Source organism: Erythrobacter sp. K21-9 (assembly GCF_055808355.1).
This window is the reverse complement of the sequence record NZ_CM147866.1, coordinates 2634584-2658421: the sequence shown is the minus strand read 5'-3', so window position 1 is coordinate 2658421 and position 23838 is coordinate 2634584. Positions and strand designations below refer to the sequence as shown.

Below are 23838 nucleotides of genomic sequence, written 5' to 3'. Positions count from 1 at the left end.
ACCGGTTGGTTGCGAGGTTTGCGCGAGAGTATCACAAGACCTAGCCTTGCGGTGGGAGGACGACGCGATGGACGACCCGTTTCAGATGCAACGCGAGCTGCGTTACGGCGCGCCGGTCTGCGATCAGGTGCTGACCGGTCGGCATTTCACTATCGGCTATTCGTGGTATTTCCGGCAGGCGAAATGGACGCTCGAAATCATCAATCGTGACCGCGAGCTGGTCAACGATCTCGACATGGTTGAGCGGCTCGACAATTTTCGCGCAGACTCGCGGATTCCCAAGCGCTTCAGGGCAGGTCTCAAGGCGTTTCAGGGTAGCGGTTTCGAACGCGGCCACCTCGTCGCGAGTGCCAACCAGGATTTGCAGGACATCCAGAATTCCGAGACGTTCCTGTTGTCCAACATGAGCCCGCAAATGCCCGGCTTCAATCGCGGGATCTGGAACCGGCTGGAGCGGGCGATCCGGGTGCTCGATAAGCGCGAAAGCGCGCTTGAAACCTACGTACTCACCTGCCCGGTGTTCTACTTCGGCGAAGTCGTGGAGCGCATCGGCAAGCAGCAGGAAGACTACGGCATCAGCGTGCCGATCCCCCATGCCTTCATCAAGAGCGTTCTGACAGAAAACCGGCGCGGGCGTTTCCGGCTGTGGACCTTCGAAATACCCAATGCCACTCAGTCGGAGGACCTCGAGAAATTTCTCGTGAAGACCTACGACGCCGAACAAATCGTCGGAGGGCGGTTCTGGGACCGGATTGCGCGCGAAGACCTTGATCGCGACAAGGGGCGCACGCGCGACATGTGGTGAAGGCGATGCTGGCTAGGCCGTCCCGACCGAAGCGATCGCCCACACAATCCCGACGATGGCGAAAATGCCCAGCAGGTCTAGCACGAGCCCGGCCTGCACCAGCCGCCCGATCCTAAGCCGTCCGGTGCCCCAAGCGATTGCATTTGGGCCGGTCCCGGCGGGCAGGATAAAGCCCCAGCTCGCTGCGAGCGCTGCGGGCATGGCGATCAGGATCGCATTTTCCCCAAGGCCAAGCGCGGCCGCAAGGCTGGCAATAATCGGGATGATCGCGCTGGCTGTTGCGACATTGCTCGCAAATTCGGTGATGAGCACGACCATTGCGACAATTGCGAGAGCCATCAGGAACAGCGGGACCGCCTCGAGCGGCAGGAGCGCGCTTCCGAGCCAATCGGCCAGACCGCTTGCCTGCATCCCGGCGGCAAGGGCAAGGCCGCCCCCGAACATCATGATGACACCCCACGGTGCGCGGTCCGCCTCTTTCCAAAGCAGCAGCGGGCGGCCAGTGCCATCGGGGAGCAGGAACAGAGCGAGGCTGGCAATCACCGCAATCGTCCCGTCGGTCCAGCTGCCTTCAGGCAGGAAGGGAGCGACCCAAAGCCTCGTCATCCACAGTGCAAACGTGATCGCGATGATCGGCACGAGCCGTTTCTCGGCAGGCGACCACGGTGCATGATCGTCGATGGCCGCGCGCGCAGCAGCGACATCGAAGGGATGGCTCGCAACGCGCTGGACCCGGCTGACGACGAGCGCGGCGAGCGGCACGCCGATCAGCACAACCGGCAGTCCAAACGCCATCCATCGCGCAAAGCTGATCTCCAGGCCAATCATGTCATCGAGCAGGGCGACAGCAATTCCGTTGGTCGGCGAACCGACAATCGTCCCAAGCCCGCCGATCGTCGCACCAAAGGCAATGCCCATCGGGAGGGCGCCATGCAGGCCCTCTTGCTGCGGGACTTCGGCAGCCGCCGAGGGCTGCGGGCCGGTGCTGCTACCCCCAGCCAGAACAGCCAGCGCCATCGGCATCATGATAAGCGCGGTCGACGTGTTCGAGATGAGCATGGAGAGGACCGCGGCAGAAATCATGAAGGCCAGCAGCAGCCGGGCCTGACCGCCGCCGGTCCCGATGGTCTTGAGGATTGCAAGGCTCAATCGCTTGTGCAGCCCGGTCCGCTCGATCGCCAACGCGATGAAGGCACCGCCCAGCAGCAGGAACAAGATCGGGGCGTAATATGCGCTCGCCGTCTCGCGCGCAGTCATCACTCCGCCCAGAGGCAACCAGATGAAGGGGAGCAAGGCAGTCGCGGTGAGCGGGATTGCCTCCGTCATCCACCATGCCGCCATCCAGATGACGAGCCCCGCGACCATCCAGCTTTCCGCGCTCATCCCGCCGGGCGCCGGCAGCAGGAATGTAAGAGCAAAGACCAAGGGGCCAAGCACGAGGCCGATCCGGCGCGCTGTCATGAAACGAAAATCCCCCGAGCGACCATGCCCGAGGGATTATCAGTGCAGCGTTCCAATGCACAGCCCCGGATGAGGCTGCGGGCGCGTTTTGTTATTCGACCTCTTTCGCCGCTTCGCCGTCAGCGTATTGGCCATCGCCATAGATGACCATGCCGGTGCGAATGCCGCGCTTGTACGCCTTATTCAGCTTTTGACCGCGCTCTTGCATCAGGCGCTGCGCTGCGCGGTTGGGACGGGTCGGTTGATCGGCACATTGCAGCGCCGCGCCGCCCGGAGCGAATGCGAGACCCGCTTGTTCGCCCGCTTGCGAGCACACGAAGTTCAAGCCTGGATCGGCGCGTCCATAAAGCAGATCGGCGACATCGGTTTCGTAGCGGTTATAAGCAACTCGGTCGTACTTCCCGATGAGGCTTTTCACATCATCGCGGGCGAATGCGGAAAGGTGCGCGATCAGATCGCTCGTCGCATCGAAATAGAACCTCTCGGCCTCTTCATAGATGCGGCTGACGCGCAGTGCGCCATTAAACGCCTCAACCCCGCGCAGTGAATTGACGAATTCCTCTGCGGACAGCGACAGCAGGGCGTCGATATTGTCGGCATTGTACGCAAGGCGCTGGATCGACGGTCCGCCGATTTCGCCGCGCCAGAAGCCGTACATTACCTTCGGATCTTTCCAGTTCGGGTAGACGATCCTCTCGCGGATATCGCGCGGCGAAAGCGCGACGCCCTTGATCATGATCAGCTTGGCATCCTGAAGTCCGGCCTGGTTCGATCCAAAGGATTGCTCGGATGGGTCGCGCAGCGGATACTCGCTGGCAACTGCCTCGATGACCGCAACATTGTGGAGGTTGATCCAGTATGCCAGCTGCTCGTTGCGCGGCAGCGAGGGTATATCGAGCTCGTTACCGATGCGTTCGAGATCCTGACGATAGGCGGTGATGCTACTGCGAATATTATCGTCGAGGAAGGAAAACGCGACCCGGTTGCCTTCAAGGCGGTAGCGCGAGGTGTGGCCGTAGGTGAAGCGCGTGCCTGTGCCCGGCGTGGCGCGCGGTGCACCCTCGCGAATTGAAGGGCCCATGGGAATGACAAACCAGCCGAGCGCTTCGTCCCAGTGCTGGTAATCGATGCGATGCGGCTTGCGCTCTTCCGATGGGGCAAACTGCGAAAACTCACCGACTGGATCGGTTGTCGCAGCGGAGCTGCGCGTCTGGAACGGCGTTGCGGCGCTTTCCGCAGCGAGCGGAGCCGACAGGCTGGCAATGGCAAGGGAGGCGATAATCGAACGGGGCTTCATTACGTGTCTCCTATTGTGACAGGTCGGACCCCTCCCGGTCTCGAGCCGATAATGGAAAGTCTAGACGAGCAAGAAGCGATTATCAAACATGATGGCAATCTGCTTCTTTTACTCAACTTCCCCCTTGTTTTTTGGATCGCCCGGCAAATCAATATTGCTGAAGATAACTTCGCCTTTGCGAAGACCTTTGCGCTCGATGTATTGCAGCTTTTTCGAACGCTGTTGGAGCAGGGAAAGAACACCGGCCCCAAGACGGCCGCTGGAAAAGAACGGGTTCGTCCGGGCGCCGCCAGCAAGATCGGCAATATCGTGTTCGCGCAGGGAGGCCTTTATCGTATTTGTCTTCATGAGCCTGGTAAGCATATCGCCTTCGAGATAATCGAGCAGGTGCTCTCTAAGATCGGCTTCGAAGTCCTGGAAATAGATGCTCGCGGCCTCTTCATAAATTTGAGACACGTGCATTGTGGCGCCGCGCTTTTCCGTTCCGCGCCGAGAATTCGTGAACTCACGGGCGCTGCGATCAAGCAGGTCGGACACATTGCGGCCAAGATACGCTTCGCGCTGCATCGCCGGACCGCCGATCTCGCCGCGCCAAAACCCGTATATGACCTTTGGGTCTTTCCAGTTCGGATAGACGATCCTGGTGCGAATATCCCTTGGCGACAGTGCGACGCCTTCGACTGTGATGAATTTGGCTTCATCCAGCAGCGCGCCGCCGATCCTAATTTCGCGCGGCTGGCGGATCGGCCAATTCTGAGCGATTTGCTCGATCATCGCGGCATTGTGAAGATTGATCCAGTAGGCGAGTTGTTCATTGCGAGGTATCGACTGGATATCGATGGTGTCGGCGACACGCTCGAGGTCACGCCGGTACTCTGTAAAGCTCGCAATGACCTCGTCGTTCATGAAGGAGAATGCGACCATAGACCCGTCTAAGCGGTAGATGGAATTGTGGCCGATTTGCCTGTTCGTGCCGATTACTCCCGGAGGATTGAAGGGCTTTTTTCGAAGCGGCTGTCCCATCGAGATTACGAAATTGGAAAGCGCCGAGGTCCAGATCGAATAATCAATACGGTGCGGAGTGATCTCGTCTTTCGGCATGAAAGTCGAAAAGCGATTGTCTGGATGAGCGCTGGATCTCGTATTGGGCAGCCCCGGTTTGGCCATGAGCAGGTGCCGCTGCGACCGGAAGTGCAATCGCTGCGCACCCCATTGCTAACATCATGCTCCACCAACTGGCCACCATGTACTCCGCCCCGAACCGCGCATAGATGCAGCGCCAATCTCACTGAGCATAGCGCGGAAATGGCATGAAAACAAAAAGACCGCCGAACATCTGTCCGGCGGTCTTTCGGAGTATCCGGCCATTCGGGTCATGGCCGGAACTGAATTCTAAATTATTCGACTTCGTCCTTGCCTTCCGGATCACCCGGCAGGTCGATGTTGCTGAAGGTCACCGTTCCGGTGCGGCCCTCACGAATGATCTTCTGGAATTTGCGCTCTCGCTGGGCGAGCAGGCGACCCATGCTTTGCGGGATGCGGAAACTGGTCGAAACGCCGTCAGAAGTGATGTTCTGATATGTCGGTTCGCGCACTCCGCCGGCAAGATCGGCGATGTCGTACTCCACAATCGACGCTTCGACTGCTATGGTTTCGCCGAGGATTTTGGTGACTTCATCATTCGCGTAGGCCGCTATGTGCTCCCGTACGTCCTTGTCGAAATCCTCGAAGAAGAACGGCGCCGCTTCCTCGAACACTTTCGAGACCTGCAAGGTATCGCCCGATTGCTGCGCGCCGCGCAGCGAGTTCACGAAATCGCGCGCGCCGCGTTCGAGCAATTGGGCAACATTCTCGGCGTTATAGGCCTCGCGCTGGATCGACGGACCCCCGATGTCGCCGCGCCAAAAGCCATAGATGACCTTGGGGTCTTTCCAATTCGCGTAAACGATCTTTTCGCGGATATCGCGCGGGCTCAAGGCGACGCCTTCGACCGTGATGAACTTGGCATCGTCGAGCGGTGTACCGCCGACTTCGATTTCGCGCGGCTGACGCACGGGCCACGCTTCTGAGATCTTCTCGATCATCGCGACATTGTGGAGATTGATCCAGTAGGCAAGCTGCTCGTTGCGCGAGAGCGCCTGAATATCAACCTTGCCGGCGGTCTCCTCCAGATCGCGGCGATATTCGCCGAAGCTTGCTTTCACATCGTCGTCAAGGAAGCTGAACATGACCCGCGTGCCCTCGAGCCGGTACCGCGAGACGTGGCCATATTGGCGGCGCGTGCCGAAACTGGGATCGGGACGGCCTGCGCCTTGCCGCAGCGACGGTCCCATCGAAATGACAAGGTTCTTCATGGCCTCGTCCCAGATCGAATAGTCGATCTTGTCATTGTTGGGACTGGCTGAGGGCACGAAGGTTGCAAATTGCGAGATCCGCCGAAGCGGTGCTTTCGGCAGCTGCGGGGAAAGCAGCGAGAGCAAGGATGCCGGCAGCCGAAGCGGCCAGCGCCTGAAGGCGGGGCATGTCTTTCAGTCCTTCTGTTCGTTCGTGTTCGCCGGACCTTCGCAGGAGGCTTTGGTAGGGTTGGCCCCTCGACTATACGGGGGAAAATCGAGGGGCCTGCAGTGTGTCACGTGGTCTTGCGTTATCGCCGTTCGGGTGGCGGTTTCATGAGATAACCCTCTCGGGCAGAAACCGATCCCGGTGAGCGAGTTATGATATAGCTCAGACACTTGTCCCGATGTCGTCCGTTATCGGATTGAGTGTGTTATTCATCGAATACACTGGCCGTTTGTCGGTCGGAGATTCATGCGCCCAGCTTGTCCAGCCCATGAAAAAGGCGGACATCCCGAGGGACGCCCGCCTCATCTGTCTCACGATTTCGCGCCTATTTCGGAGCGAGAACCATCAGCATCTGACGCCCTTCGAGGCGCGGGAATGCTTCGACCTTGGCTGTTTCGGCCACATCGTCCTGAACCCGTTTGAGCAGGTCCATGCCGAGATGCTGGTGCGCCATCTCCCGTCCTCGGAAGCGCAGAGTGACCTTCACCTTGTCGCCGTTGTCGATGAACTTGTTCACGTTCCGCATCTTCACGTCATAATCGTGCGTGTCGATATTCGGACGCATTTTGACTTCCTTGATGTCCTGCGTTTTCTGCGTCTTGCGCGCCAGATTGGCCTTCTTCTGCGCTTCGAAGCGATATTTGCCGACATCGAGGAACTTGCAAACCGGCGGGTCGGCATTGGGCGACACCTCGACAAGGTTTAGCCCCTTGTCCTGCGCCTGCTCGACGGCTTCGCGGGTAAACATCACACCAAGGTTTTCGCCTTCGTCATCGATAACGCGGACCTTGGGGACTTGGATAAACTGATCGTAGCGAGGGCCGCTTTTAGTTGGCGGGGCCATCGAACGCCGAGGTGGACGGGCTATGTGAGAATCTCCTGTGAAAACCTTAAGTGATAAGCGGGCTATGTAAGGGGAAACGCCTCACAATTCTACAAGAGTCTCAGGCAGCCTCGCGAAAAAGGGGGAAGCGCACCAGCTTGCCCTTCGCTGGCAGCACGGCGTCGATCTGGCTGGCGGGGCCGAGCGCCTGTAATATTTCTGGCGCACCTGCGTCCATTCCGCCGGTGTAGGCACCGAATGCGGGCAGGATCATGCGGTCGCCCTTGCCCGCGGACTGGCTCACCACAGCGCAGGGCCGTGCGATGTGGCGGTTGCGGACCCGCAGGCGCATCTTGGGGTGGTAATGGCCGGAAAGCTCGGGCCTGGTCTCTCCGCGCTTGGCCTCGTGCCGCAAGATGATGCCGTTCAGCTCAAGCTCTTCGGTCAAGGTCGCACCGAATGCCCGGTGCATCCGCTCATCATGATTGCCGGTGATCCATACCCAGTCGAGCGATCGGGTCAGCGCCTCCAGCATGCCGGCAGCATAGGGATCGAGCCGGTTGGTCCCTGCATCATCGTGGAAGTTGTCGCCCAAGGTTATGACCCGGCGCGCACCGGTTGCCTTCACGCTGTCAGCGATCCGCTCGAGCGTTTCGCGGCTGTCATAGGGCGGGAGCATCTGGCCCTGTTTCGCAAACCAGCTGCCCTTTTCCAGATGCAGGTCGGCGACCAGCAGCGCGCTTTCACGCGGCCAGTAAAGCGCGTGCGATTTCATCAGGACAAGTTCCTCCCCAGCGAAGGGAAGGGGGCGAACGAAACGGGAACCATGCGCTCCATTTGGCGCGGGGCGTGACTTTTGGCAAGGGCTGTCTTGGCTAACGTATGGTTGACTTGATATGTGTCAAAGCGGATGGACAGCCGGGCTGTCATCGCACGCCGCGAGCAGCAAACGGGACGAGGATTGCTGAATGACTGACTGGGAGCCGAAAACGGCGCGCGCAAAGGAATGGTTCGAAAGCCTGCGCGACCAGATTTGTGCAGCGTTCGAAACGATTGAACGCGATGCGGGCTCGGATGCCGAATTCGCCTATACACCGTGGAGCCGCGAGGAAGAGGGCAATGACGATCCCGGCGGCGGCGTGCAGGGCCTGATGAAAGGCAAGGTGTTCGAAAAGGTTGGCGTGAATGTCTCGACCGTGCGCGGCAACTTTCCCAAGGAGTTTGCCGCCAACGTCAACGGGGCCGATCCGGAGAACCCCGGCTTTACCGCGACCGGCATCAGCCTGGTGGCGCACATGGCCAACCCGCACGTGCCTGCGGTGCACATGAATACAAGGTTCCTGACCACGGGAAAGGCCTGGTTCGGCGGCGGCGCAGACCTCAATCCGCCGATCCCCTATGAGGACGACACCGAGGAATTCCACGCCAGTATGCGCGCGGCCTGCATGGCGCATAATCCGACTTATTACGAGCGCTACAAGAAGTGGGCGGACGAGTATTTCTATCTGCCCCACCGCGAGGTTCACCGCGGCGTCGGCGGTATATTCTACGACCACCTCGAATGCGACGACGACCCTTCATGGGACCGCAATTTCGCATTCACTCAGGATGTCGGCAAAGCGTTTCTCGACATATATCCCAAGCTCGTGCGCAAACGGATGGATAGCGATTTCACTCCGGAAGACGAAGCGACACAGCTCGAGTATCGCGGGCGCTATGCCGAGTTCAATCTCGTCTACGATCGGGGCACGATTTTCGGCCTGAAAACCGGCGGCAATATCGACGCGATCCTGATGAGCCTCCCTCCGAGGGCTACCTGGAGCTGATTACTCGGCGCTTGCCAGCGGCTCAAAGACCCGCACCCAATCGACATACATCGCGACATCGCCGGCCTTGATCTGGTCGACGGTCGATTGCGGCATGCCGTAATAGGGCTCCTTGATCATGCTCGTCTTGTGGGGATAAGCACCGCCAAGCGCGAAATTCAGGATAAGAAACTTGTCATTGTCGAAGCGCCAGTCGCCGTAATTTTCGACCATTGGCCGTGTCGCGCGGTAGGTCAGGCGGTCGTCCACTTCGAACAAGACGGCATCGGCAGTCCATTCGACCGCGTAGACATGCCAGTCGGTCGCATCGGTACCTTCATCGAAGAAGAACTTGTTCACGATCGGCGTTTCGCCTGAATAGCCCGGGCCGTGCAGCGCAACGCCGGTCCAGTCGGGCTCGCCGACATATTCCATGATGTCGATCTCGCCCGTGTCGGGCCATTGTCCGCCGCCGAGCAGCCAGAATGCGGGCCAGACCCCCTCGGCATCAGGCATCTTGATCCGTGCCTCAACCCGGCCATGCGTAAACTCGACCTTGCCGCGAGTGTTGACCCGTCCCGAAATGAAGTCGGCCTTGCGATCCTCTCGCGTGTCGACGCCGGGCTTGTAGACCGGGCGCAGTGCCAGCGCGCCGCCATCTGCGCCTTCGACCTCGCTGGTGAACTGGATCGTTTCGGGGCTGTCGAGATAGGCCTGCTGTTCGTCATTGACCCAGAAATCCATGCCGATGACATTCCATGCCTCGCGGTCGAGAGAGCCGGAATTGAACTCATCGGCAAACACGAGAGCGCGCGTCGCCGCAGGACCGGCCTCGATTTCGGGTTCGCTCGCATAGGCGCTGCACCCGGCAGCGGCGAAAACTGCAACGGCGACGAAGACGGACCGGGCGATGTGCATGATGGCTCTCCTGATAACGTTCACAGGAGGTTAGCACGCCGCCAGCCGATAGCCAGTATGCGCATACGAATTTAGGCGCGCGGAGCTTGTTCGTCCTTAGTGCTTGCCCCGGCTGCACCGTGCGCACATATTCAAGTCAATGCTGCGCCAGTACGAACTCGTTGAAAAGGTCAAGGACTACGACCCCGACGCTGACGAAGCGGCGCTGAACCGCGCCTATGTCTACACCGTGCAGAAGCACGGCGCGCAAAAACGCGCGAGCGGCGACCCGTATTTCTCACATCCGATCGAGGTCGCAGGCCTGATGACCGACCTGCAACTCGACGAGCAGACTATCATAACCGCGCTGCTGCATGACACGGTCGAGGACACGTTGGTCACGATCGAGGATATCGAGGCAAACTTCGGTCCCGACGTCGCGCGGCTGGTCGATGGCGTGACCAAGCTCTCCAAGATCGAGGCGATGCCGGAAGACGAGCGGGCGGCGGAGAACCTGCGCAAGTTCCTGCTCGCCATGTCGGAGGATATCCGCGTCCTTCTGGTGAAGCTGGCCGACCGTCTGCACAACATGCGCACTCTGCACTTCATCAAGAAACCGGAAAAGCGTCAGCGCATCGCGCGCGAGACCATGGATATCTACGCCCCGCTGGCCGAGCGGGTAGGCATGTACGAATATATGCGCGAGATGCAGGCGCTGGCCTTCCGCGAGCTCGAACCCGAAGCCTATGCCACCATCACCAAGCGGCTGGAGCAGCTGCGCAGCCAGGATGGCGGGCAGGTCGATGCGATTGCATTGAAGATCAAGCAGGCGCTCGCCGAAGCTGGTCTGAGCGTCGAGGTGTCGGGCCGCGAAAAGCACCCGTTCTCGATCTGGCAGAAAATGTCCGAGCGGCATGTCAGCTTCGAACAGGTGACCGACATCATGGCGTTCCGCGTGATCACCGAGAACGAGGCCGATTGCTACCGCGCGATGGGAATATTGCACACGACGTGGCAATTCCTGCCGGGCCGGTTCAAGGATTACATCTCGACTCCGAAGAACAACGGCTATCGCAGCCTGCACACCTCGCTAATGTATGAAAACTCGATGCGGGTCGAAGTGCAGATCCGCACGCGCGAGATGCATCGCCGAAACGAATTCGGGCTCGCCGCGCACTGGGCCTACAAGCAGCATGACAAAGCCGATGGCGAGGTCGGGTGGCTGCGCGACCTGATCGAGATCGTCGATGCGAGCCACGATGCCGAGGAATTGCTCGAGCATACTCGCATGGCGATCTATCAGGACCGGATTTTCGCCTTCACGCCCAAAGGCGCTCTGTTCCAGCTACCCAAGGGTTCGACCTCTGTCGATTTCGCATTTGCGGTGCACACCGACCTGGGCCTTGCGACGGTCGGGGCGAAGATCAATGGCCGCCACATGCCGCTGCGCGCGCCGCTCAACAATGGCGATGTGGTGGAGATCATAAAGGGGGCAGGGGCCGAGCCGCAGCTGTCGTGGCTGGGCTTTGTCGTCACCGGCAAGGCGCGCGCCGCCATCCGCCGCGCTGTGCGCCTGAAAGAGCGCGCCGAGATCGCCCAGATCGGCTCCAAGCTGTTCGACGAGATCGCCACGCGCGTGCCCGCCCGCATCGGCAAGAAGGCGATCCGCGCCGCGATAGATCGACTTGGCCTCGACGGGCCGGAGGACCTGATGTTCGCGATCGGCTCGGCAAAACTGTCCGACCGCGAAGTGATGGAAGCGCTCGTGCCCGGCTGCACGGTTGACTTTAACGAGGACGAGGAATGGTCGGCGCGCGACGGCATCATCTCGATCAAGGGCCTGACCCCGGGCGTCGCATTCGAGCTCGCGACCTGCTGCCATCCGGTACCAGGAGATCGCATCGTCGGGCTGAGGCGCAAAGGTGAAACGGTGCTCGTCCACGCTATCGACTGCCTCGAACTTGCGAACGGCGTCGACACCGACTGGCTCGACCTGTCATGGGGCAAACGCTCGCAGGGTGCGGTCGGGCGGCTTTCTGTCACTCTTTATGACCGCCCGGGCACACTGGCCGAGATGGCGGGCATCTTTGCGCAGAACAAGACGAACGTCACGAGCCTCGAACAGACGCAGCTTGACCATCCATTCACGTCTTACGAAATTGACGCGGAGGTCCAGGATCTCGCGCACCTCAACCGCATCATCAGTGCATTGCGCGCCAGCGATGCGGTCGCCCAGGCGGAGCGCATCTGATGGCAATCATCGGGCTCGACCATGTACAGATCTCCATTCCAGAGGGCGGTGAAGACAAAGCGCGCGCCTTTTATAGCGATCTGCTCGGCATGCACGAGGCGCCAAAGCCTGCAAACCTGTCAAAGTCCGGATGCTGGTTCGAGCGCGGATCGGTCAGCCTGCATATCGGCGTCGATCCGGAATTCGTGCCCGCACGCAAGGCGCACCCCGCGCTACTCGTTGATGATCTCCAAACGCTGCGCCAGCGGCTGGATCAGGCTGGCTTCGAAACACATGATGACAAACCGGTCGAAGGGTATGCGCGGTTCTTCAGCTTCGACCCGTTCGGCAACCGTGTCGAGTTCATGCAGCGAGCCTAGAGCAGATCGAGTTCGATCGGGACCGGGTCGTTTTCGTCCAATCCCTCGAGCCGCATGACCTTTTTGCTCACGAGCAGCACCCATTCGGATTGCCGTTTCTGCGGGAAGAGCGAGCTTTTCCATTCGGTGTCGCGAATTCGGGCCAGCACCTTGACCGATCCAAAGCCGCGTTGCCGCCCGAATTCAAGCCGGTGAAGGCGGGCATGCATTGCAACGGCTTCGGCCTCTGCGCCGCTAAAAACGACGAGGTGATACGTGCCGCGATCACCTTGCCAACGGGTCAGTGGCAGGATTGCAGTGAGGCGTTCAGTCACCGCTGATGGGGCGGATCGGAACCGGGATATTGCAGATATCCGCACCGCCTGCGGGACGGATGAAAAACGGATCGCGGCGATTGGCGCGGGCGTCTGCATATTTGCCGAAAGTTTCGCTCTCCGTTGAGAGATATTCGAAGGCAGGCCGCGCGCTTTCAGGTAAATCGCTGGCGACGCGGACGGACAGGATAGGCGTGCGCTTGTCAGCTTCTTCCTCGGTGTAAAAGCCCAGCGTGCCCGAGCCGCGCGGCAGGCTGGAGAGGTGCTCCATCCCCTCGATGATCCGCCCGACCAAAGCGATATTGCGATCCAGATGCCGCGGCGCATGGCCGATCACGGTGTAAAGCTCCGCGCCAGAGCCAGTATCCGGCGAGTAATTCCGTCCGACGCCGACCATGCCGTAGCAGTGGACGGGCCAGAAACGGTTTGCAGCTAAACCCATGCTCCCCGTTATTGGCCATCCCATCACGATTGATGCCAACTCGCCGTACTGATCTCCGACTGTTGGTTCAAAACTGGCAATTGCTTCGGCAACGCCATCCTGATCAGCACCCTCATCGGGTACAGGAAACTCGTCGCCTGACGCGATCATTGCATTCCGCATCATCATGGCGCCGAGCGTGTAGTTGAGACGCGGGCGACCGCGAGGATGTGGGATAGAGAGCAGTTCGGTAGCCGCGTAATCGCTCTCTCCCATCACCCGCAGACCCTCAGGCAGCGGCTTGGTCTCGGTCTCGCCGCTTTCTGGATTGTCGTATCCTGGATCGCCCCATTGGACGACGTAATTGTCCTGCACGCGGTTCACGCTGATCCCGTCATACCACTGCGCGCGGGCGAGGGTGCGGATGTTCTCCACCCAGCCTTGCGAGAACGGCGCGGGCATCAGCTGGATCACAACCTCGCGATCCGATCCATCGGCAGCCGGTGCGAGCGTCATCACAAGCACGTCTTCCGCTGCAATCGCCACCCACTCATCGGGCGAAGCGGCCTCGACGATTTCGTTGGGGGAGGGCGCGCCGGTCGGCTCCTGCCGCGCGGAAACCGGGAGAGTGAGGGTGATGGCCGCGACCGCAGCAAGGAGTGCATTTTTCATGCTTCCACCTTGGCAGGATGATCACGCACAAAAAACCCCTTCTCGCGCGTTTTTGAGGGCGAAAAGGGGCTCTTGTGACGGCGTTCGCAGGGAATGCCATTCCGCGCAGCGCCATCCAATGCGACTCGGTATAGCATGTTTTTCGCAATGCGGAGCCGCGATAATACGGTTCGCCTTGCACGCGGGAGCATCCATCGCTATCCGCCCCATTCCTGTCCGGCAGCCGCAAAGCTCACGAAGCGAAGCGGAGGCACGACAGGAACGCGGAGCGGTGGCCGAGTGGTCGAAGGCGCACGCCTGGAAAGTGTGTATACGGTAACCCCGTATCGTGGGTTCGAATCCCACCCGCTCCGCCACCTAGTCTCGAGTTTCCCTGTTTTTCCTGATCGTGTCCGTGAGAACCCCGCAGTTCTGCGGGGTTGAGCGCGTGGATCGGTACCACGGAGAGCGCACTCTGGAGAGATATCTGCGGCAAATGGGCCGGTTTCTCTGCGGCTCTTTGAAGAGGTACCGGAATGGCAAATTCCCTGTTTCTCCCTGTTCTTGGCTCAGAGATGTCGCACTGGATTGGCGATGATAGCCGACTTATAGAACCATTTACAGATACTTAAACACTCTCGGTGACCATTTTCGTCGCCTGATAACTCGTGAGAATTGATGAGAATCCGTGGGAATCCGCTGACAATCAGTTGAGAAACAGACTGAAATCTATGTGGATCAAAAGAGAGCCTACGAGAAGCTGAGATAGCAAAGCCAGCCTTGCCTACGGGCCCGTTTTGTTCTAATAATTCAATTCCCACCACGGAGAAGTTTGAAACAACTGCCTGTGGTGAGTGAAATGAATTCTTTGACAATCGAAAAGATCAGTCCATCGGATATCAAGCCGAGGAAGCGCAAGTGGCGCAAGTATAGTCGCGAGCAGCTAAAGGCAGCTATGCGGCTGCTTGAGCGAACTGGCGACTCGGAAATCCCGCCCCTGATCGACAAGGACAATCGCGTCGTGTTCGGCGAGGAATTCGTCCTGGCGGCCAATGAGCTCGGACTGCAAACGATCACTGTCGTGCGCTCAAATAGGTTGAACCCCGACGAGTTTCGTCTCTACGCGATGAACGCCCAACGAGTCCTCGACATGGGTGAGTTCGACGAAGCGCTGCTGGCCGAGGACCTTAGGGAACTGGAGCAGATTCTCGGAAGCGAAGCGCTGTCTGACCTGGCATTCGAGGAAGGTGAGCTGACCCGGCTGCTTGCGCTTGAGAATGCCATCGAAGAGAGCGAAGAGTGCCTGGCACCGTCCGATGGTCCTGTCATCACGCAGCGGGGAAACCTATGGAAGGTCGGTCCTCACCGCTTCCTTTGTGCATCATCGCTTGAAGGCTCGAGCTTTTCGCTCCTCATGGATGGTGAGCTCGCGAGCTTCGGCTTCACTGACATGCCGTATAACTTGGCGATGCGAGACATATCCAGCGATCCTAAAAGAGAGGAATTCGCTTTCGCGCACGGCGAAATGTCACCCAGCGAGTTCGTGCGATTTCAAACCACTTTCATGCGCTTTATGAAAGAGCACAGCAAGTCAGGCAGTCTCCACGCGTTCTTCATGAGCTATCATTTCCTGCCCGAGCTCCTGCGGGCAGGCATTATCGTGTTCAGTCGTCCCAAGGCGCTGTGCACCTGGATCAAGAGTCAAGCGGGGCAAGGAAGCCTGTTCCGCGCTCAGACTGAACACATCGCTTACTTCAAGAACGGCACAGCGCCGCACCGCAATAACGTCCAACTTGGGAAGCATGGTCGTAATCGGACGACCGCTTGGCACTACGATGGCATGACTTCTGCTTCTGCAGAGCGCGATGAGCTTCTGAAGCTCCACGCGACCCCGAAACCCGTCGATCTTTTGAAAGACGCGATCCTCGATGTGACCGCGCGCGGAGAGATCGTACTCGATCCTTTTGCGGGTATTGGCAGCACCGCGGTTGCCGCAGAATCAGCCAAGCGGCGTGCATACACAATCGAGATCGAGCCCCGCTTCGTCGATGCTGCAATCAGGCGCATGCGCGATACTCATGGGATTGAGGCGTACCGCGAAAGCGATGGCGCGTCGTTCAGCGAGCTCGAGGCTGACCTCGTAAAGGAGGGCGCAGCATGAGCAAGCATGAAGATCAAAAGCCGAGATCCACGAAGCGCTCTGACGTTGGTCCTGGCCGACCGCCCAAGGAACACCAATGGCCCAAAGGGCATTGCCCCAACCCCAACGGAAGGCGCGGAAACAAGATGAAGCCTCAACCAACACCGAGCTTGCCAACGGCGCTTGAGCAGACACTCTTGCGTTTCTTTGCGGCACCAATGGGTAAGGCAGACCCAGCCGAGACAAGCAGGTTCCAACACCAGCTGCGCACGATGCATCTGTCGAGCAAGGACAAGACAGAGTATGGCAAGCTCTTGCTCTCCCTTACGATGGAGGCGAGCAAGAACGAGGCACAGTGGAAAGCACTCGTGTTGCGCGAGGCGCTTGCTCACAAGGAGGAATGGGGCGCGAGGTTTGCTACGGAGCGAAGGCTTGGACGCAGGGAGCCCGCAGTCTATCCGCACCCCGATGACATCGTTGTTCATGCTGATCTCGCAGTTTCGTTCGACGGACCCGTCACTGCAGAGGACCCGCGGCAGCTCGATATCCTGCTTGACCATCGAGATACGGCTTTCTCAGTCATTCAGGACATCAATGAGAGCGGAGATCTCGACGTCAAATTGAGACGTGAGATGTGGACGGTCATCAGGCGGAGGTATTATCGGTACAGCCCATTGATCCCCAAGCGCCTCAAAAGGCCATTCCCGAAATTCGAGCCACGCTGGTAACACGAACAAGCACGCACATTGCTAGAAGCGAATATGCCAAGCTGGGTACATTCCTCGCGATCTACCGAAGACTTCGTTGAGGCCCATTACCTGGTGCTTGCGAGTGACGACGTTGACAAACACGAAGCAATATCTCTTGCCCACGCTTTGCGCCGTAAGGAGCTCGCCCGCGGTGATATTGAAGAAGTACCCCTTTAGATCGTCGCCAACCGAGTTTCGGTTGGTAGACTTGATCTCGCATATCGAAATGGCGTCGATTGCCTTGTTGATTGCACCGGGGTTGGTCAGATCAACATGTCCGTCCAGTCGAACCATGTCATAGGCGGCACCGTACAGCGTCTTACCACGCATTGCGAAGCCCACGCGCAGCGCATCTCTTTCGGCTCTGGTGGGACAATGATATTGAGGATCCTCGGCCAGGAGAATCTCGGTAGCCAATCTGGCAGTACCTTGGCCGACGCTCTTAGGATCATTCGTGGGCTTACTGGTTTGCTTGTCCATGCGTCAAACTGTGCTCTTCACCCGGCAGCTAGTCCAGTAAAATGAGACTCATAAGTCGTGGGCGTATGGGTCGCATGGCCCGAACGTCGCTCCACGATGGAGATCCGCAAGCGCATAGGCTGGAACGTACGGCGCCTCAGGGCAGAGCGCGAAATCAACCAAGAGGACTTTGCCACCGACAGCGGGTTCGATCGTGGCTACCTATCCGGCATCGAGCGCGGGGTGCGCAATCCGTCCATCCTCGTGCTCGAGCGGATCGCCAACGCGCTCGAGGTGGATGTGGTCGAGCTGCTGGACGAGGGTGAGGCGGCAAGGTTCTCTGAAAAGCGGTTGAGGCGTTAGCCGCTGAATTGGATATATCCGTCCGCTTTGCGCCCCAATTTCGGTCATCCGGCTGATCTCAATTTCTCCCTGAAAGCTGCCATTGGTCAAACAGAGGAGTAATCTTTCAATTGGAGATCAGACCCACGTCGAGCAGATGGCTTGGGGGAAAACAAACTCTATATCTGGCTTGAGCGCGACGGTGGGTGGTGCGCCCAGACCATCAACGCCATCAAAAGCAAGACCGTCGAGAAGATCGCGCTGCCCTCGGTTCAGGCCTTTAAACCAAGTCGGGTCGAAGAAGATATTTTCGATATGTTTGACGACAAACTGAAGGCAGAACTTTGCCTTCTGGTCTCCAGATAACTCATCGATTTGACCGGCGATGTCCTTTCCTGGCGCATCTGGAGTGTCGCGCCACGAAACACAGATGAAGTCACCCGGATCGCCGGCAAAGGATGCGAAGACGACCTGCTCGAGCAATTCGTCCACATAGCCGGTTTGAAGCGGGGCACCATGAAGGTCGAAGAAGGGGGACCATGCTCCCGCGAACATGAAGGGAAGCCGGCCATCGAACTCGATGACGAACGAGCGAAGCGCCGCCGGCCGCTGATGGACGAGCGCGTCGGTCAGGGTGTCATGCGTCGCCCTCAATTCCCTTCTCGCAGCCGCATTGCCCACGTCCAGCTCCCCAATGAGGGCCTGAAGACTGATTTGAGTCGGCAAGTCGTGCCCTTTGTCAGCGTCGCGAAGAATGGTCTTCATCTCCGCCATGGCATCCTTGCCGAAGAGCTCACGGCTCAATGTCCGATAGGCGGCTGCCAGATTCTGATCGGGGCGACCGGAATATGGCTCGTTCTCGATGCAGGAAAAGAGTGCCTGATCATGGTATGCGCAGAAACCGTTGAAGACCGATGCTTTGTTGATCCCGATAGATTCGACCGACAACTTTCCGCCATTCTTTTTGAGGCTTGCAATGCTTGCATCATATTGCAGCACATGCCCATTCTTCGCGATTTGTCTCAGATTGGATCCCTTGGAGACTGTGTGGGCTCGTATGATTGATCCTTGGCAGAGTCCTAGGCCGACATTCTCAGCCCAGCACTTCTTCTGCTGGAACGCCTTGCGATTCTCAGCAACCGCATCCCATGGGTTCCCTCTTTCCTGCTGTTCGCGATTGTAGTGGCATTTCTTGTACTTCAGGCCGGACCCACACCAGCAGGGCCGGTTTCTGTCACGCCCCTTGATGGCAGGACGATTGCGCATCGCTAGCTGGCTCCTTCGGGGGAAGCGCACTAGCTATCAGCTCGGTCAAGACAGAATAGGAGTGCTGCATCTGTTCAAGGAGGCAGTCGTAGATGTCCGCAGCAGTGGCATCTTCAGCGAGGCCAAGTCGATCTGTAACCGATTTCATCCTGTTCGCCGCGCCTTCAGTCGAGCCAAGATGCGAATAGGAAACCCGAAAATCATAAAGCGTGTAGAAGGGCGTCATCAGTGCGTAGGCCCGGTCACTGTCAGCGATGCTCCCAATCAGCGCCTGAAGACGCTTGAGCTGCCGAGTTCCATTGCACGCAATGCCCAACCCGGCGATGAGATTGCCGAGCGTGTCATTGTCGATAGATACCAGGTGAACCTTGTTCAGATTGTCCGAGACAAAGTGACGCTGTGCAGGCGTGTCGTGGACAGGGCGGGTCAACTGCCCCGCGAGTTCGAGTACCTCGTCGTCGAGACAGGCGAGTTTGGTACCCCAGAGCTTGCAGGTGGCCGCTAGAAAATCGGATCGGGCTGCGAATAGAAGCGTCTCGCGTGGAGGTTCGGTGAAGATGCACTCGATCTGACCGTCGTAGAATTCGCTCGCGAGACAGTGGTCTGATGGTCGGTTCTCGCTCATGAGATAATACTGTTCGGGCTTGGGGAGTTTGGCGATGTCACCTAGCCACATGATCAAATGGCCGTGGCGGTTGATACCGAAGGCGATCGAGAACCCTTCTCCAAATATGTCACCATAGGTGGGCGATGCATAGCGAACGAGATAGGTCGGATCGGCGTCAAATTTGGCAAGCACCTTCCGGTTGAAATATACCGGGGTCAAGAAGCCCTTGTTCCATGGACGCTCGAGACCAGGGTAATAATAGAAATCGTCAGGATCATAGTTGAACGGCACATCGCTGAAGCCGAAATCTTCGGTGATCTTGTTACGCTTACTCTTGTAGATCGGGGCGCCTTCATTGGTGGCTATTTCGTGTGCACGCATAATCGAATAGCGTGTGCGATCTGGTAGTGTCCTCCAGCCACACGCTGGGCATTCTAGCGTAGGCAAGCCTTCCATGTCGATTTCGATGCCAGACACTGTCTCCCGAAATGGTGCGAAGATAAGGTCGAGGGGACCGCCGCAGGTTTCGCAATAGGCTCGTGTTACTCCTTTTGTTGGCGGAAGGTCATTGATCTCCATGGTTCAAACCTCCCCCAGCTAGATGCGTATTTTCCATATTGAAAGACCTAGTAGCGCCTTTGGTATGGTCAATAGTTGTTCGGAATGATCGAAATTCAGGTGGTTGCAGACCGGCCTGTCGATTAGACTGAATGGCAGCTTTGCTTAGTTCCATTCAATTAACCGGACAGTCGCCTTACGGCCCCACGTTCTGACGGGCTGCATCGGCAGCCCGATGTGAAAAACCCGTCAACATGGTGCGAGAATCCCGCGGCAGCTTGCGAGCCAAGACTAAGTTTGGGCCCCATCCTACTCCAAGATGCCTAAGGCGCCTCGACTAGAAGCGCGGCCGCCGGCTCGATTGTCACCCACGGTTGTGACTTCATTTCCGCTTCGTTGAATGGTCGATGCGCGGCTCCAATGATCAGCATCACACGTTCGTTTGGACCTTGCGCGAGTGCCTCGAAGAGTTCAGCCGAAATCTGTGCTGTGCGAGCGTTCCAGTGCATCAATCTTCGCCTGAACGCGCCTTGTTCATTGTCGATACGGCGCAGAAGCTCCCACTGACTTTCCCGGTCGAACTCCGCAAATTCATCGCTGTTCATGAAAGCCAGCATTCGTGTCAGGGCTGCGCGGCCCGATGCTGGAAGCCATTCGCCTTCAATTCTCGCGTTGTAAGCCTCGAACCGAGCTACGACCCATTGGTCATCAAGTAGCTCCTGGCCCCCGAAAGCAATGGCTGCCTGCATTCCGGCAGTCTCGTTTTCCAGTGCATCAGCCATACAGAGCTCATGGAGTGCGGCGCGTCGTGCGACCGGAATGGCAATAGAATAGACCTCATGCGGGCTGACAATCAGTTCGTTGAGCGTATCCACTACCGGGGCGAGGGTGTCGTCCTCGGCAACCGTACGCTCCTCGTTGTCCAGATACGACCAGTTGAGAACCGCGGAGTAAATTTCGTAACCGGCAACCTGCAGCGCGATTAGTCGCAGCCTCTCTTCTAAATCGATCTCTTCCCAACGCATTGCAAGATTTCGAGCTTCTTCTCGCGCATCAGCCGGTTGGACGGCCAGTTGCGTTTGCATTTTGAGCCCCAATGGAATGAAACGCGTTCCAGTCGGCCTTCCGTGTATATCAGGCCTCAGCGACCACGAGTTTCGTTTCGGGTCCTGGACCAATGCTTGCAACCGTTCGCCATCCATTCGTTCCACGCATACCTGTGTGGGTTCAAATGTAGAAAGTGCATCGATCGTGTGAGCGTATTGTTCTTCCGTTGGACGCGTTTCCAATCCTGTCAGGTGTCGCGTGCCAACTATCGTTACGGTTTGAGCCGCCACAGACTTTGCGGATGCCAATCCGCCCGCAAAGACGACACCAAGAATCGCCACTATGCAGATCGCCCTCGCCATATTCATCGCTGGCCTCCTCAGGAATGCTTGAGCGCGGTTGCTCGAAGGAGATAGAGCCGTACTGCAGTCTTCGATGCGGCGACAAGTACATAGCTTTAGCCAACACCATTTCTGCTCTCACGCTCTGGTCGCGGGCAGAGAAATGTCTGCAAACACGATTGGAAGTCAAATGTCGCCATTCCAAGCCTCGCCACCCAAAAGCAGACCGTCCACTACCGGCCCCATTGGCCGACAAGACGCTTTTTGTATGGTTGGGCGCGGACCGCCAAATCTCTCCCTTAAGATGAATAGCTGAAACCCGAAGAAGGTGATTAGACCCTAATCCATCAGGAGAAAGAAGATGACGAAATTTATCTCTACGAGACTGGCCTGAGCTCCGTCATTCAGGCCTGAGTCTTTTTATAACATCTGTACTAACCCAATATATATTGGACTTCCCATCCTCTTCATCCCTACCAAAAAATAGATATTTTCCGTCGGGAGAGATACTAGGGACTTTGTCATTGCGCCGCGAATTCACGTCACCGCCCAGGTTAATCGGCTTTGCCCAGCTCCCATCTTTCTCCTTGAAGGAGACGTAAATCTCATTGTCATCTCGACTTTCGTATTCCTTGTGACGGGCGTCTAGAACCAGGTAATCCTGGGATGGCGAAATATATGCGTGAACACCGAATTCGATATCGACGGGCTCGGTCTCCGAGAAATCATTTTTGACGCTATATGCGTAAAACACTTTGAACTGCGATATGTTGAAATAGTAGAGGCCGCCATTAGCGGATTGATTTGCAAAGAAGACTTGATCGTCATTAGCTGGTGAAGCTAGCCTTCTCGCTTCGCTCCAGCCCAGCTGCAGGCGCTCTACAAACCAAATCTTGTTATACGAAACATCTGAGCTAACCCCAGAGAAATAGATCCTCGTTCCATCAGGGCTGACAGAGGGATGCATTTCCTGATCAATTTTCCCGCTTGTAAAATTTGCCTTCTTGATCGGGGTCCATTCACCTCCTTCGAGCCTTGAGAAATATATCTGGGTTCCCGAATCATCATCATTTGCTCCGAAATATACTTCATCCAACTCTGGAGAAAACGAGATGCCAAACTCAGGCCTTCCGCTCATTGAAACAATGCCGGGCGCAAAAACTTCGGGCGTGAGGCCAGGAGGGGTTTGACCGAGATAGAGGGATGCAGTTGCCGCGCGGTTTTCATTTTTGGGTCTGAGATCCTCGATCACCTGCGCATCGACCCAGAATATGTCCACATTCTCGTATTGGTCAGAGCCCATATTCCTGTTGAAGAACAGATATTTTCCATCGGGTGTCACGATAGGGGCGGCTTCCAAAGCGTCGGTGTTGATTTTGTTGCCTAGATTGATGGCTTCGCCCCATGATCCGTCGTGCTGTTTGAAGCTGACGTAAATATCGGAGTCGCCGTATCCGCTTCCGCGCTTGCTATCCCACAAAAGATAAGACTCATCGGGAGCGATGAAGGGATGGGCATTCCAGCTTCCAGAATTGATCGCGTCGCCAAGCGGTATCGGCTCTTCGCGTTTGCCATCCACCACTCGTGAATATCGCAAAATGCTCTTCCCATCTCTAGCGAATTCGTCGAAAACCAAAGTGCCATTGGATGAAGCCGTTAGACGCATGATGGGGATATCTTCGAATTCTCCTCCAAGGTTTTTTATCTCTGACCATCCATCTTCGGTGCGCTCCTTATATCGCCTGCCCAAATGCATGATCTTACCATCGGGAGAGATAAACGGCTGGCTGACCCGAGGCGATCGACCTGACTCGGACCATCGACCCTTGTTGTTCCGAAAAACGACAATTTCCTGCTTTCCTGTTTCCTCGCTCTCTCCGAGAAAAGAGATCTCTTTCACGTCAGGCGTGAAGAAAATGCCATATTCCCAGCCTTCGGTTGTAACGATACCCGGTGCAAAGGGTTCAGGTGTAGAGCCCGGTGGCGTTTGCCCGAGGTAAGGACCTTCGAGGATCGGGAGATCATCGTGAGCATGGATTCCGCTGCTCATAGTCAGACCAGGTAGCACTACAACAAAGGATGCCGAAAGAAATTTCATAATAATTCCAATATCTTGATGTACTACAAATCACTATGGCCTTGTACTGTGTTTGTCAGGCTGACCTCTTAGAAATAGTGCCGCTGCACGAAGAGAGCTCAGTCGCCCATCAAAGATGGCTACCTGGCATTCGAGAGCTGCTAGGCGTCGATGAATGCTCAACCTCACCAGAAATATCGACCCAATCGTGCTTTCGATGCTCGTACACCGAGTGGCGCGGAGCCGGAAAATCAGGGTCCGCGAAAAGGCCGACCGGGATGGCGATGACATCCGGCCAGCCTTCGATGGTGTAGGCCACTGTCGAACCGCAGTCCGGGCAAAACCGATAGTCTGCACGGTTGCCGCTGTCAGCGATCCGGGACCAGGCCGAACACCGGCCCTCGATCTGGACGCACGCTTCGGGCCAGCGCGCTTGCGTGGCGAAAGCGCTTCCGCTTCGTTTCTGGCAATCCAGGCAGTGACACACCGAAACCCGCACCGGTTCGCCGTTGCAAATTGCCTTCAATTGGCCGCAGCGGCAGGACGCTTTTCTCAAGATGGTCACGCCCGCTTCCATATCTTTGTCTCGTTGGCTGGAACTCGACA

The 23838-nt window shown here is 57.7% G+C and carries 22 protein-coding genes and 1 tRNA gene; 8 read left to right on the top strand and 15 right to left on the bottom strand.

Translation table 11 applies throughout. The features are described from left to right. Nucleotides 1-67: 67 nt before the first annotated feature. The gene (locus AC0L39_RS13610) at nt 68-805 is read left to right on the top strand and encodes a DNA/RNA non-specific endonuclease (RefSeq protein ID WP_473258670.1); all 738 of its coding nucleotides are present in this window, start codon (nt 68-70) and stop codon (nt 803-805) included. A gap of 12 nt (nt 806-817) precedes the next feature. Here the strand turns inward: AC0L39_RS13610 and AC0L39_RS13605 are convergent, their stop codons facing one another. The 6 genes from AC0L39_RS13605 to pdeM all read right to left on the bottom strand — a co-directional run bounded on the left by AC0L39_RS13605 (nt 818) and on the right by pdeM (nt 7723). Next, entirely contained in the window at nt 818-2266 is a 1449-nt protein-coding gene (locus AC0L39_RS13605; RefSeq protein WP_473258668.1) for an SLC13 family permease, read from the bottom strand. A gap of 91 nt (nt 2267-2357) precedes the next feature. After that, on the bottom strand, nt 2358-3563 hold the full coding sequence (locus AC0L39_RS13600) for a DUF547 domain-containing protein (protein WP_473258666.1): 1206 nt from the start codon (nt 3561-3563) through the stop codon (nt 2358-2360). Between the two features lie 108 nt (nt 3564-3671). Next, nucleotides 3672-4337 (bottom strand): hypothetical protein, encoded by a 666-nt coding sequence (locus AC0L39_RS13595; RefSeq protein ID WP_473258664.1) that lies wholly within the window; start codon nt 4335-4337, stop codon nt 3672-3674. 623 nt (nt 4338-4960) lie between these two features. Continuing rightward, nucleotides 4961-5974, bottom strand: a complete 1014-nt coding sequence (locus tag AC0L39_RS13590; RefSeq protein ID WP_473258662.1) for a DUF547 domain-containing protein — start codon at nt 5972-5974, stop codon at nt 4961-4963. 476 nt (nt 5975-6450) lie between these two features. Then, nucleotides 6451-6969, bottom strand: coding sequence for a translation initiation factor IF-3 (gene infC, locus AC0L39_RS13585; RefSeq protein WP_473258660.1), 519 nt, complete (start codon nt 6967-6969; stop codon nt 6451-6453). A 100-nt stretch (nt 6970-7069) separates the two neighbouring features. Then, nucleotides 7070-7723, bottom strand: a complete 654-nt coding sequence (pdeM, locus tag AC0L39_RS13580) for a ligase-associated DNA damage response endonuclease PdeM (protein ID WP_473258658.1) — start codon at nt 7721-7723, stop codon at nt 7070-7072. 193 nt (nt 7724-7916) lie between these two features. Between pdeM and hemF the strand changes: the two genes are divergently transcribed. Further along, nucleotides 7917-8774, top strand: a complete 858-nt coding sequence (hemF, locus tag AC0L39_RS13575) for an oxygen-dependent coproporphyrinogen oxidase (protein WP_473258656.1) — start codon at nt 7917-7919, stop codon at nt 8772-8774. On the opposite strand, the gene AC0L39_RS13570 is transcribed toward hemF, so the two are convergent. Beyond that, on the bottom strand, nt 8775-9671 hold the full coding sequence (locus AC0L39_RS13570; RefSeq protein ID WP_473258655.1) for a glycoside hydrolase family 16 protein: 897 nt from the start codon (nt 9669-9671) through the stop codon (nt 8775-8777). A 139-nt stretch (nt 9672-9810) separates the two neighbouring features. On the opposite strand from AC0L39_RS13570, the gene AC0L39_RS13565 reads away from it, so the two are divergent. Then, nucleotides 9811-11901 carry a RelA/SpoT family protein gene (locus tag AC0L39_RS13565; RefSeq protein WP_473258653.1) on the top strand — a complete coding sequence of 697 codons (2091 nt, stop codon included), beginning with the start codon at nt 9811-9813 and terminating at the stop codon, nt 11899-11901. Beyond that, nucleotides 11901-12260: a VOC family protein gene (locus tag AC0L39_RS13560; protein ID WP_473258651.1), complete on the top strand. Its 360-nt coding sequence runs from the start codon at nt 11901-11903 to the stop codon at nt 12258-12260. Before AC0L39_RS13565 ends, AC0L39_RS13560 begins: the two co-directional genes overlap by 1 nt. Here the strand turns inward: AC0L39_RS13560 and AC0L39_RS13555 are convergent. Both AC0L39_RS13555 and AC0L39_RS13550 read right to left on the bottom strand, forming a co-directional pair. After that, nucleotides 12257-12574 (bottom strand): DUF1905 domain-containing protein, encoded by a 318-nt coding sequence (locus tag AC0L39_RS13555; RefSeq protein WP_473258650.1) that lies wholly within the window; start codon nt 12572-12574, stop codon nt 12257-12259. The genes AC0L39_RS13560 and AC0L39_RS13555 overlap by 4 nt on opposite strands. Further along, on the bottom strand, nt 12567-13667 hold the full coding sequence (locus tag AC0L39_RS13550; protein ID WP_473258648.1) for a peptidylprolyl isomerase: 1101 nt from the start codon (nt 13665-13667) through the stop codon (nt 12567-12569). The genes AC0L39_RS13555 and AC0L39_RS13550 overlap by 8 nt, the downstream gene beginning before the upstream one ends. Before the next feature lie 265 nt (nt 13668-13932). Between AC0L39_RS13550 and AC0L39_RS13545 the strand changes: the two genes are divergently transcribed. From AC0L39_RS13545 to AC0L39_RS13535, 3 genes are all read left to right on the top strand, one after another. Beyond that, nucleotides 13933-14023, top strand: a tRNA-Ser gene (locus AC0L39_RS13545). A 482-nt stretch (nt 14024-14505) separates the two neighbouring features. Further along, a complete protein-coding gene (locus AC0L39_RS13540) occupies nt 14506-15807 on the top strand; it encodes a DNA modification methylase (protein WP_473258646.1) in 1302 nt (433 codons plus the stop codon). 197 nt (nt 15808-16004) lie between these two features. Further along, nucleotides 16005-16514: a hypothetical protein gene (locus AC0L39_RS13535; RefSeq protein WP_473258644.1), complete on the top strand. Its 510-nt coding sequence runs from the start codon at nt 16005-16007 to the stop codon at nt 16512-16514. Between the two features lie 21 nt (nt 16515-16535). Here AC0L39_RS13535 and AC0L39_RS13530 read toward each other — a convergent pair whose 3' ends face one another. After that, entirely contained in the window at nt 16536-17015 is a 480-nt protein-coding gene (locus AC0L39_RS13530; protein WP_473258642.1) for a hypothetical protein, read from the bottom strand. Nucleotides 17016-17072: 57 nt separating this feature from the next. Between AC0L39_RS13530 and AC0L39_RS13525 the strand changes: the two genes are divergently transcribed. Next, nucleotides 17073-17357 carry a helix-turn-helix domain-containing protein gene (locus tag AC0L39_RS13525; protein WP_473258640.1) on the top strand — a complete coding sequence of 95 codons (285 nt, stop codon included), beginning with the start codon at nt 17073-17075 and terminating at the stop codon, nt 17355-17357. A 117-nt stretch (nt 17358-17474) separates the two neighbouring features. On the opposite strand, the gene AC0L39_RS13520 is transcribed toward AC0L39_RS13525, so the two are convergent. From AC0L39_RS13520 to AC0L39_RS13500, 5 genes are all read right to left on the bottom strand, one after another. Beyond that, on the bottom strand, nt 17475-18602 hold the full coding sequence (locus tag AC0L39_RS13520) for an SEC-C domain-containing protein (protein ID WP_473258638.1): 1128 nt from the start codon (nt 18600-18602) through the stop codon (nt 17475-17477). Continuing rightward, nucleotides 18571-19788, bottom strand: a complete 1218-nt coding sequence (locus AC0L39_RS13515; RefSeq protein WP_473258636.1) for a hypothetical protein — start codon at nt 19786-19788, stop codon at nt 18571-18573. Before AC0L39_RS13515 ends, AC0L39_RS13520 begins: the two co-directional genes overlap by 32 nt. 302 nt (nt 19789-20090) lie before the next feature. Continuing rightward, nucleotides 20091-21182 carry a DUF5694 domain-containing protein gene (locus AC0L39_RS13510; RefSeq protein WP_473258634.1) on the bottom strand — a complete coding sequence of 364 codons (1092 nt, stop codon included), beginning with the start codon at nt 21180-21182 and terminating at the stop codon, nt 20091-20093. A gap of 373 nt (nt 21183-21555) precedes the next feature. Beyond that, complete coding sequence (locus tag AC0L39_RS13505) at nt 21556-23253, bottom strand: TolB family protein (RefSeq protein ID WP_473258631.1); 1698 nt, start codon at nt 23251-23253, stop codon at nt 21556-21558. Nucleotides 23254-23362: 109 nt separating this feature from the next. Further along, the gene (locus AC0L39_RS13500; RefSeq protein WP_473258629.1) at nt 23363-23809 is read right to left on the bottom strand and encodes a GFA family protein; all 447 of its coding nucleotides are present in this window, start codon (nt 23807-23809) and stop codon (nt 23363-23365) included. Between the last annotated feature and the right edge of the window lie 29 nt (nt 23810-23838).

Excerpts from the sequence above, each read along its gene's own strand:
- AC0L39_RS13610 (WP_473258670.1), top strand. The coding sequence starts at position 68 with ATGGACGACCCGTTTCAGATGCAACGCGAGCTGCGTTACGGCGCGCCG.
- AC0L39_RS13605 (WP_473258668.1), bottom strand. The coding sequence starts at position 2,266 with ATGACAGCGCGCCGGATCGGCCTCGTGCTTGGCCCCTTGGTCTTTGCT.
- AC0L39_RS13600 (WP_473258666.1), bottom strand. The coding sequence starts at position 3,563 with ATGAAGCCCCGTTCGATTATCGCCTCCCTTGCCATTGCCAGCCTGTCG.
- AC0L39_RS13595 (WP_473258664.1), bottom strand. The coding sequence starts at position 4,337 with ATGATCGAGCAAATCGCTCAGAATTGGCCGATCCGCCAGCCGCGCGAA.
- infC (WP_473258660.1), bottom strand. The coding sequence starts at position 6,969 with ATGGCCCCGCCAACTAAAAGCGGCCCTCGCTACGATCAGTTTATCCAA.
- pdeM (WP_473258658.1), bottom strand. The coding sequence starts at position 7,723 with ATGAAATCGCACGCGCTTTACTGGCCGCGTGAAAGCGCGCTGCTGGTC.
- hemF (WP_473258656.1), top strand. The coding sequence starts at position 7,917 with ATGACTGACTGGGAGCCGAAAACGGCGCGCGCAAAGGAATGGTTCGAA.
- AC0L39_RS13570 (WP_473258655.1), bottom strand. The coding sequence starts at position 9,671 with ATGCACATCGCCCGGTCCGTCTTCGTCGCCGTTGCAGTTTTCGCCGCT.
- AC0L39_RS13565 (WP_473258653.1), top strand. The coding sequence starts at position 9,811 with ATGCTGCGCCAGTACGAACTCGTTGAAAAGGTCAAGGACTACGACCCC.
- AC0L39_RS13560 (WP_473258651.1), top strand. The coding sequence starts at position 11,901 with ATGGCAATCATCGGGCTCGACCATGTACAGATCTCCATTCCAGAGGGC.
- AC0L39_RS13550 (WP_473258648.1), bottom strand. The coding sequence starts at position 13,667 with ATGAAAAATGCACTCCTTGCTGCGGTCGCGGCCATCACCCTCACTCTC.
- AC0L39_RS13540 (WP_473258646.1), top strand. The coding sequence starts at position 14,506 with ATGAATTCTTTGACAATCGAAAAGATCAGTCCATCGGATATCAAGCCG.
- AC0L39_RS13535 (WP_473258644.1), top strand. The coding sequence starts at position 16,005 with ATGGGTAAGGCAGACCCAGCCGAGACAAGCAGGTTCCAACACCAGCTG.
- AC0L39_RS13530 (WP_473258642.1), bottom strand. The coding sequence starts at position 17,015 with ATGGACAAGCAAACCAGTAAGCCCACGAATGATCCTAAGAGCGTCGGC.
- AC0L39_RS13520 (WP_473258638.1), bottom strand. The coding sequence starts at position 18,602 with ATGCGCAATCGTCCTGCCATCAAGGGGCGTGACAGAAACCGGCCCTGC.
- AC0L39_RS13515 (WP_473258636.1), bottom strand. The coding sequence starts at position 19,788 with ATGGAGATCAATGACCTTCCGCCAACAAAAGGAGTAACACGAGCCTAT.
- AC0L39_RS13510 (WP_473258634.1), bottom strand. The coding sequence starts at position 21,182 with ATGAATATGGCGAGGGCGATCTGCATAGTGGCGATTCTTGGTGTCGTC.
- AC0L39_RS13505 (WP_473258631.1), bottom strand. The coding sequence starts at position 23,253 with ATGAAATTTCTTTCGGCATCCTTTGTTGTAGTGCTACCTGGTCTGACT.
- AC0L39_RS13500 (WP_473258629.1), bottom strand. The coding sequence starts at position 23,809 with ATGGAAGCGGGCGTGACCATCTTGAGAAAAGCGTCCTGCCGCTGCGGC.